An 8490-nucleotide genomic window follows, 5' to 3' on the forward strand; every position below is an offset into this window, starting at 1 on the left:
CCCCCACGGCCAGATCTACGGCTACCCCTACCTGACCCCGCGCACCGCCGCCATGCTGACCCAGGCGCGGGAGCATCGAATCAAGCACGGCACCAATCTGTTCGCCGATCTGCTGGAGGCCGAGCGCGCCGCGGGGACGCGGATCGTGAGGCAGACCGAACACTTCACCGCGTTCGTGCCGTTCGCCGCGCGGTGGCCGGTAGAGCTGCACCTGTACCCGAACCGGCGGGTACACAACCTGACCGAGCTGACCGATGCCGAGCTCGAGGACTTCGCGTGGGTCTACCACGACGTGCTGGGCCGCTTCGACCGCATGTACGACGCCCCGCTGCCCTACATGGCCGCACTGCACCAGTACCGCGCCCAGGGCGTTCAGGCGGACGGGTATTTCCATGTCGAGTTCATGTCGATCAAGCGCAGCGCCACCAAGCTGAAGTATCTGGCCGCTTCGGAATCGGCGATGGACGCCTTCATCGCCGACGTCACCCCGGAGGCAGTGGCGGCTAGGCTGCGTGAGCTGTGATCACTTACTCCGCGCCCGGCCGGGTCAATCTGATCGGCGAACACACCGACTACAACGGCGGATTCGCGCTGCCCATCGCGCTGCCCCAACGCACCAGCGTCAGCTTCACACCGGCCGAGACGGACAACCTCACGGTGGCCAGCGACCGAGCCGACGCGCCGGTGAACATTCCGCTGAGCACCGCACCCGGACAGATCACCGGCTGGGGCGCCTATGCCGCGGGAGTGGTCTGGGCTTTGCGCGACAGCGGGTTCGCGGTCCCCGGCGGAACCATGACCGTTCGCAGCGACGTACCGATCGGCTCCGGTCTGTCCTCCTCGGCAGCCCTGGAATGTGCCGTACTGGGCGCCCTGGCTTCGGCGGCCGGTCTGGACATCGACCGCATCGAGGCGGCCCGGATCGGCCAGCGCGCCGAGAATGACTATGTCGGAGCGCCAACGGGTTTACTGGATCAGCTGGCCGCACTGTTCGGCGAGGTGTCGCACGCGCTGCTGATCGACTTCCGGGATGTCGCGGTGCACCCGGTGCCGTTCGACCCCGACGATTCCGGGGTGACCCTGCTGCTGCTCGACTCCGGGCAACGGCACGGACACGTCGACGGCGAGTACGGCGCCCGGCGCGCATCATGTGAGCGGGCCGCCGCCGAGTTGGGGGTGGCGTCGCTGCGCGAGGTCGCGCACCGGGGTGTCGAGGCGCTGGCGGCGCTGCGCGACCCGGTCGATGCCCGCCGGGCACGGCATGTGCTGACCGAGAACGAGCGGGTGCTGGATTTTGTCGCGGCATGCACAGAGCGTGACTTCGCCGCTGCCGGAGCGCTGTTCAGCGCATCGCACGCTTCGATGCGTGACGACTTCGAGATCACCACCGAGCACATCGACCTGATCGCCGACAGTGCGGTGGCCGCCGGAGCGCTTGGTGCCCGGATGACCGGCGGCGGGTTCGGTGGTTGTGTGATCGCCCTGGTGCCCGCCGAGCTCACCATGAAGGTCGGTGACGCGGTGCGCGCCGCGCTCACCGCGGCCGGCTACCCGGAACCGGAGGTGAGTCGGGTGTACGCGGCGGCCGGGGCGGGTTAGCGCCGACAGTCACGGTGTTGTCTCAGATCATCTCGTTCTCGGTCAGCCAGCGCATCACCGGCCAGCCCACGAACACCGGCAGCCAGCAGGTCAGCACCCGGTAGAGCAGTACCGAGGGGACCGCCAGCGCGGGCGGCACACCGAATGCGGCCAGCCCACCGATGAGGGCGGCCTCCACCGCTCCCACCCCGCCGGGTGTCGGCGCGGCGGAGGCCAGGGTGCCGCCGACCATGGTCACCACCGTCACGGTGACGAACGAGGTGTTGCCGCCGAAGGCTTCCACACTGGCCCACAGTGCCAGCGCCGCCCCCAGTGTGGTGCCGGCCGCGCCCAGCACGATCAACGCCAGCCGGCTGGGTTCCCGGGCCAACTCCACCAGGTCCGCGGTGACTTCCTTGAGTCGCGGCCGCAGTGCCGTCGTGAGCCAGCGGCGCAGATTCGGGACGAGCAACACGATGCCGGCCAACCCGAGCGCCACCCCGGCGAGCAGGTAGAGCATGGTCGCGCCCGGAACGAAGTGCGACAGGTCCGTTGAGGCACCGGCGGCGGTGGTGAAGATGACCAGCAGGATCACGTGCACGATCACCTGCACCGACTGTTGCAGGGCCACCGCGGCGGTGGCGCGCAGGGTGCTCAGACCGCCCTTCTGTAGAAACCTGGTGCTCAACGCCAGGCCGCCCACGCCGGCCGGGGTGGTGGTGGCCGCAAAAGTGTTGGCCACCTGCATGATCGCCAGGTGCCGAAACCTGACCGAGCCGTTGGCGCAGGCCCACAGCGCGCCCGCCGCGCCGACATAGGTCAGCGATGAGACGATCAGCCCGACCAGGGCCCACCACCAATTCGCATGGCGCAGTTGGGAGAAGAACGTAGGAACCTGGCTGATGAACGGATAGGCCACGTAGACCAGGGCGACCAGCAGGACCAGCTGGATGAGCTGGCTGCGGGTGAAGCGGGTGATGGTTTTGGTCTGGATCTGATCCGTGCCGGTCTGGCGCTTGACCTCCTCGCGGGCGGCGGCGATCACCCCGGCGACCTCGGGAACGGCCTTGCGCAGCCGCGCGGGCACCGCCGATTTGGTGAGCCGGCGTGAGGCGGCCAGCACCGTGCTGCGGCCGAAGTACTCGATCGCCGCGTCCACCGCGTCGGCCGGGCCGTACAGCGACGACGTCGTCACCAACAACTGGGCGATATCGGACTGCAGCTGGGTGTCGGTGGCACCGTACTCGGCGTTGCCGAAGCCGCCGAACAGCACGTTGCCCTCGTCGACGGTCATCTCCTTGCACCGCAGATCGCCATGCGAGATCTGCTGATCGTGCAGCCGGCGCAGGGACTCCCACGGCTTGGCCACCGGCGTCGTGGCGGTGGACTCGGCCAGCGGGGTACCCCGCGACGGGGTATGGGCATACAGCGTCCAGCCCCGGTCGAGGGAGGCGACGGCCACCGTGGCTGTGTTGGCTATCCCGGTGTCGCCGATGGCGATCGCCATCAGCGCGCGGTGCTCGACGGCCCGGTGCAGCGAGGCGTGCAGCGGCGCGGTTTCGGTGTTGCGCAACCGCAGTTTGCGCCAGAGCTGGCGCAGCGCGCCCCCGCTGCGCTGGTTGGGGCCGTAGAGCTCGATGATGGTCGGGTATGCCCCGACGGTGGACAGCACCAGTGGGCCGGGGCCCGCCGGCCGGATGACGGCGAGCTCGGAGACGGTGTGACCGCGACGGGCCAGGGCGCGGACGGTACCGTCCAGCGGCACTTCCAGCGCCGGTGTGCCGACGATCAGGATCACCAGGGCTCCGACGAACCACCCGACCGCCAGGCCGAGCAGCGAACGGGCCGGCACGATGGCGCTGACCACCAGGTGAATCGGCACGAAAGCGAGCAGCAGGGTCCACCACCAGCGCCGCCACCGGGCCGGCAGCCAGGGGCCGGACACGGTGAGCACCGCGGCGAGCATCGCGATCCAGCGCGGGTCGTCGAGGAACTGCGCCAGCGTGGTCGCGAGCCGATCCGAGAGGTCGAAATGCCAATTCGGTGCCGCCAGGCCGTTGCTGCGGATCGACAGCGAAACCACCGCCAGCAGCCCGGCCACCGCGTACGCCCCGAGCAGTTTCCACTGCCGGGAGGCCACCAGCCCGATCAGGATCGCGAACGGCAACACCAGGATCGCGATGCCGTAGGCGAGGTAGACCAGGTTGGCGTGGGTGGGCGAGAGCACCCCGACGATCTCGGATACCGATCGCTCCAGGGCCACCCATTCGTAGCGGGTGACCAGCGAGCTGGTGATGACGGTCGCGAGGAACAGGCTGGCCAGCACCAGACGCAGAATGTCGTTGGTGCGTCGGGTCAGCGGCTGTAGGAGGTTGCCGGTGACCGCGACATCGCGCCCCTCAACTCGCATGATCTCTTTCGGTCCGTCTCAGGCCGCATCGCGTGGCGGCTCGCCACAACTTAACCGGTGAGTAGCGGTACCACCGTGGTTTGTCGGTGAGATGCGGCCGCGCCGCCCCGCCCGAGTCCCATGCGTCACACCCGTCACGGCTGGGGGCGGGGGATCGCACGGGTGGGCGTCGGCCCGTCACCGGGCAGGCGCCGCACCCGGCAACGTCTGTGCGCGGTCAGGTCAGAGCGGGTAATGGACTCCGGTCATCTTCTCCGACTCCTCCCACAGCCGCAGCCACAGCCGCAGGTCCTTCGACAGCCTGTTCGAGGGGCACGGCCCCACCGGGCCGCGGGACTGGTTCAGCTTGGTCGGACCCCAGTAGATGTTCGGGTCGGCATCGGGGACGGTGGCGGCGAACAGAATGGATTCGGCGCCCCGCTCCGGCGGCTGGCCGACCAGCGGCGCGCCGAACCTGGCGACCAGGCCCACGATGGTCTTGTCGTTGGAGAACAGGTCGGTGCTCGAGACGCCGGGATGCACCGCGTAGGAACGCAGGGGCGAGCCGGCTGCGACCAGCCGCCGCTGCAACTCGCGTGCGAACATCAGGTTGGCCAGCTTCGACTGTGCGTAGGCCAGGTTGCGCTGGTAGGGCCGGTGCTCGTAGTTGAGGTCGTCGATCCAGAACTTCGGGGTCTGCTTGTGCGCGATGCTCGACACCGTCACCACCCGGTCGGTGATCCGATCCAGCAGCAGGCCGGTCAGCGCGAAGTGGCCCAGGTGGTTGACGCCGAACTGGGTCTCGAAGCCGTCCACCGTGCGCCGCTTGGGGATGTTCATGATGCCGGCGTTGTTGACCAGCACATCGACCTGACCCTGCTGGGCGGCGAAATCGCGCACCGACGCCAGGCTGCCCAGATCCAGTGCCGCCACCGTGACGTCGCCGTCGATCCCGTCGGCGATCTCCTGGGCCTTGGCGGTGTTGCGGCAGGCCATGACCACCGTGGCGCCCTTGGCGGCGAGGGTACGGGTGACGACCTCGCCCAGACCGCCGTTGGCGCCGGTCACCACGAAGGTGCGGCCGGACTGGTCGGTGGTGTCCGCGATTGAGAAAGACATGCCGGTCACGCTACCTGCCCGGCCGGCTCGTCCGTGGCCGCCGTGTGGTCGGTGACCAGGACCGCGCCGCGGTGGGTGATCACCTGCACCCGGCCGGTGCTCTCGGTTTCCAGGTAGCCGCGGCGCAACCGCACGCGGATACCGCTGGCTATCCCGGGAATTGCGACGTGCACCGACCGCCGGGGCGCTTCGTGCAGCACCGCGACCGGCGGGTAGCGCAGGGTGCGTCGCAGCTGGCGGTCGGTGAGATCGGAAAAGATCTGGGTGGTGCGAAGGGTGCCGTCGAGGGCCCACTCCAGGTTGGCGTCCAGTGCGCGGACCCGCTCAGCGGAATGCGGTGACGGAGGCGGGGTCAGCAACCTGATCAACGGCAGCGGGTGCCGCTGATCGAGCGCGGTGTCCCGTGCCGTCCAGCCCCGGGCGTCGCGCAGCGAACGCAGCGCTCCCCGTTTCACCAGTTCGGCAACGACATCCGCCGCGCCGTGCCGGGCGGCGTGATGCAGCGGCGTGATCCACTCGGGACTGCCGGGGCGCCACTGATTGACGGTGAGCGCCGGAACGGCGTCGAGCAGATCGAACAGGGCCGGCCAGTCGCCGGCGTCGGCGGCGTCGGCCATCTTGTGCCCGGCTGCGCTGACCTCCTCCGGCAGCAGAGAAGGGTCCAACACGCCGGGCCAATCTAAAGGGGGTTCGTCCATGCGCCCAACCGTATCGAGGGGGTCCGACAAGTTCGGTTGGACGCGATTGTGTGCCAAGCCTTGTCGGCAGCCGGTGAAGGCCATAGACCGGGCGGCCGGCGTATTGCCTAAAAGCTGCGGCGGTATTTCGGCGGATCGACTTGTCGGTGGTCGGGAATACAGTCGTCGGGCGAGCAACTTCCTATGTGCTCTAGGACAATCGAAAGGAATCGATGTCGGAATCCGGTGCGGATCCATCGGCGGTCACTCGAATCATCCTGCTCGGAGACCGAGCGACCGTCGAGCTTGGTACAGAGCTGGCCACCGATGCGGCCACGAAGAACTGCGTGATCGTCGAGGCATTCGGCTTCGAAGTCGGGGAGGCCGGTGGCACCGACGACCTGACCGACGTCGAGGCGGTGATCGCAGCGGTGGGCCGGGCCATCGCGGGCCGCATGGACGTCTGGGTGCCGTATCCCGGCCCGGACTTCACCCGGGAACAGCACCTGCGGCGAATCAGCATGGTGCTGCAGCGTCATGGCCTGAACCTGCGCCTGACGCGGGACCTCTTTTCGGCACCCATCGACGGTGGGATGAATGAGATCGACTTCGCGCTGCGCCGCGAGGTGCGCGCCGTCGACGACCTCGACCAGGCGGCGTTGGCTGCCGAAGGCGCGAAGAGCCTGAGCAGGGAAATCGCGCTGGCCCTGGGTGGGTCCCGCGGTCCGCAGGCGGTGCGGCGGATCCGGGCCGAGGACACCAGGCACCCGCAACCGCCGGCTCTGCCCTCGCCTGCGCTGCCGTGGCCGGAACGCAGGCGAGCGCTGGAGGACTACGTGCGCTGGCTGGTGCACGGATGTGGTGTCACCCAGGCGGCCACCTCGCGGGTGCTCAACTCGGCCGGCCAGCGCACGCCGACCGGGCGGCCGTGGCAGGCGGGCACGGTGTCCAAGCTGCTCAACGGCAGGTACGACGGGCCGCGGCGTCGCGGGGACTTCAGGCCAGATGCAAGAGCTGGGTGACCACCAGCGGCGGGATGACGACCAGCGCAACGGTCAGTGGCGTCGCCAGGTAGCCGATGAGCATGCCCAGGCCCACCTGAGCTGTTTTGACGCCGCCGGTCTGCCACATGAAGAAACCGGTCGGCACCACGATCAGGGTCGCGATGCCCAACAAGTACAGCTGAAGGATCCAATAGGGAGCCGTCACCCACGTCGCGGTTTCGACGATCGCGATGGTCGCCAGCGCGGCGTAGAAACTGCGCTGACTGTAGCGATCTGCGGCGGCCGGGGCGCTCATGGGGCGCCCAACAGCAGCAGGTAGGACAGGGCATAGGACCAGCCGACGGCGGCTGTTGCCAGACCCGCTCCCCCGAGAGCCAATCCCTGTCCGCGCCGGCGCGGTGAATCAGCGCGCAGTAGCTTTGCGCCGATCAGCAGCGATGCGACAGTCGCTGCAGTGGTGGAGACCGCGAACACGAGGGACCATCCGGCATCACTGCTGATCGGAAAACGGCCCAAGAGCCAGGCGAGGCCCACCGCCACTGCGAACACACCCTGGACCATCAGTGGTGCCGCCCACGTGGCGGTCCGCCAGAAATCCGGACTGCGCTCGTGCAGACGGCTCCGTAGTGCGCCAGCCATGTACCAGCTCCTCTCGATGCTCATGCGGGGACACCGCCCGGCCGCCCCGGGGCCGGCGCCGCCGACGGCGGCGCTGTGGTCGGCCCGAAGTCGGTGGCGGGGATCGGGGTTCGGACGTCGTACCGCGGATTCCAGGAACCGCCGTGGTCGAACGGCGCGAATGCCTTGCCGCCGACGCCGACGTCATGGTGGAACGGCAGATTCAACATCGGCCCATGGCTGCGGCCGGACTGCGCGGGGTCGATCAGCACGGTCCGGGCGCCGCCGGGCAGGTCCTGATAGACCTCCAGTGAGGGGTAGTCGGATCGGGTGCCGTCGACGTGGACGCCGCCCGGGCCCGGGGTGAACACCAGGTCGCCATTGACGCTGAGGCGATGGTCGCCGAACAGTCCGTGCTTATCGGTGAGGGCCCCCGGTGCGAAGGGGTTGCCGGCGTCGTATTTGATCCGCACCGATCCGTCCGCGGCCTGCGCCACGCTGCCTTGGGGGACACCGACTTTCACCTGACGTACTGAGCCGTCGGGGTTGAGCTCGACGGAGGGATTCTGGCGCATCACCACGATGCCGTTGTCGTAGTCGATGTAGGTGGTGACCTTGGTGTCCTCGGGATCGAAGTCCTTGGTTGCGCTTCTGCCGTTGCCGGCATCACGTGACTGCAGGCGATGCACCCATGGCTGCTCGATCCACTGTGACGCGCGCACCACACCCTGCCCCGGTACGGGCTCGATCCGGGCCACCCGTACCTCGGAGTTCACACCCCCGAAGTCGGGGTTGTAGGTATGCGCATCGAGTGCGGCCGCGGTGGTCCAGTCTGAGCGGGAGATCGGGTCGCGTCCGAACACCTCCCGGAAGGCGGCGGCCTGATTGCGGCGCCGTTCGTCATCGGTGGCGGGGGCCAGTTTGAAGGAGTGGTCGACGGCCTGGATGCTCGGCCGCTGCCGGTCCTCGGTGGCGTAGCCGCCGCCCGCCGATCGCACCGCCTGCGCGCGGGCTTGGCTGTCGGCGGCGGTGTCGGCGATCACCTGGTGGATGTCGTGGCTTTTGGCGGCCAGGAACCGCTGGAACTGCCGGGCGCCGGCGGGGG

9 protein-coding genes are annotated in these 8490 nt (G+C 68.9%); 3 read left to right on the forward strand and 6 right to left on the reverse strand.

Translation table 11 applies throughout. From position 1 onward, the window contains the following. Together LI92_RS17590 and LI92_RS17595 are read left to right on the forward strand one after the other, a co-directional pair. Positions 1-523 (forward strand): galactose-1-phosphate uridylyltransferase (locus LI92_RS17590; protein WP_046321156.1); only part of this gene is annotated, 523 nt, incomplete at its 5' end. Next, positions 520-1599 (forward strand): galactokinase, encoded by a 1080-nt coding sequence (locus LI92_RS17595; RefSeq protein WP_046321157.1) that lies wholly within the window; start codon positions 520-522, stop codon positions 1597-1599. The genes LI92_RS17590 and LI92_RS17595, both read left to right, overlap by 4 nt. Before the next feature lie 22 nt (positions 1600-1621). Here LI92_RS17595 and LI92_RS17600 read toward each other — a convergent pair whose 3' ends face one another. From LI92_RS17600 to LI92_RS17610, 3 genes are all read right to left on the reverse strand, one after another. Next, entirely contained in the window at positions 1622-3988 is a 2367-nt protein-coding gene (locus LI92_RS17600; protein ID WP_046321159.1) for a lysylphosphatidylglycerol synthase transmembrane domain-containing protein, read from the reverse strand. Between the two features lie 222 nt (positions 3989-4210). After that, positions 4211-5086 (reverse strand): oxidoreductase, encoded by an 876-nt coding sequence (locus LI92_RS17605; protein ID WP_046321166.1) that lies wholly within the window; start codon positions 5084-5086, stop codon positions 4211-4213. Positions 5087-5091: 5 nt separating this feature from the next. Then, on the reverse strand, positions 5092-5754 hold the full coding sequence (locus LI92_RS17610; RefSeq protein WP_152665532.1) for an ankyrin repeat domain-containing protein: 663 nt from the start codon (positions 5752-5754) through the stop codon (positions 5092-5094). Positions 5755-5996: 242 nt separating this feature from the next. Between LI92_RS17610 and LI92_RS17615 the strand changes: the two genes are divergently transcribed. Further along, a complete protein-coding gene (locus LI92_RS17615; RefSeq protein WP_046321163.1) occupies positions 5997-6785 on the forward strand; it encodes a hypothetical protein in 789 nt (262 codons plus the stop codon). Here the strand turns inward: LI92_RS17615 and LI92_RS17620 are convergent. From LI92_RS17620 to LI92_RS24400, 3 genes are all read right to left on the reverse strand, one after another. Then, a complete protein-coding gene (locus LI92_RS17620; RefSeq protein ID WP_046321165.1) occupies positions 6760-7062 on the reverse strand; it encodes a hypothetical protein in 303 nt (100 codons plus the stop codon). The two genes, LI92_RS17615 and LI92_RS17620, sit on opposite strands and share 26 nt — an antisense overlap. Then, a complete protein-coding gene (locus LI92_RS17625) occupies positions 7059-7406 on the reverse strand; it encodes a hypothetical protein (RefSeq protein WP_046321173.1) in 348 nt (115 codons plus the stop codon). Before LI92_RS17625 ends, LI92_RS17620 begins: the two co-directional genes overlap by 4 nt. Before the next feature lie 20 nt (positions 7407-7426). Continuing rightward, the coding region (locus LI92_RS24400; RefSeq protein ID WP_286135171.1) for a DUF4226 domain-containing protein at positions 7427-8490 on the reverse strand (1064 nt) is incomplete at its 5' end.

This window comes from Mycobacterium sp. UM_Kg1, assembly GCF_000972925.1.
GTDB lineage: Bacteria > Actinomycetota > Actinomycetes > Mycobacteriales > Mycobacteriaceae > Mycobacterium > Mycobacterium hiberniae.